Genomic DNA, 240 nt, shown 5'->3' with positions numbered 1-240 from the left:
CAGCACTGGCACATCCACTTGTCGAAGAAGACGGAAAACGGCCGAAAGACCGTCAATTACCTGGGCCGCTACCTGAAAAAACCGCCCATCTCGGGCAGCCGATTGGCCCATTACACCAACAGCGCGACCTTGAGTTTTACCTACCTGGATCACCGCACCAAGACCTATCAGCAGGAAACGCTGAGCCAGACCGACATGCTGCGCCGGGTGGTGCAGCACATCCCGGAGAAGCACTTTCGG

General features: G+C 57.5%; 1 protein-coding gene. It reads left to right on the top strand.

The window, feature by feature from the left end:
- On the top strand, positions 1–240 hold a 240-nt coding region (locus DW49_RS0107595), incomplete at both ends, for an IS91 family transposase (RefSeq protein ID WP_029774644.1).

It is taken from the genome of Pseudomonas avellanae BPIC 631 (assembly GCF_000444135.1).
Classification (GTDB): Bacteria; Pseudomonadota; Gammaproteobacteria; order Pseudomonadales; family Pseudomonadaceae; genus Aquipseudomonas; species Aquipseudomonas avellanae.
Note: the sequence above shows the minus strand (reverse complement) of the source record. Positions and strands in the feature narration are given on the sequence as shown.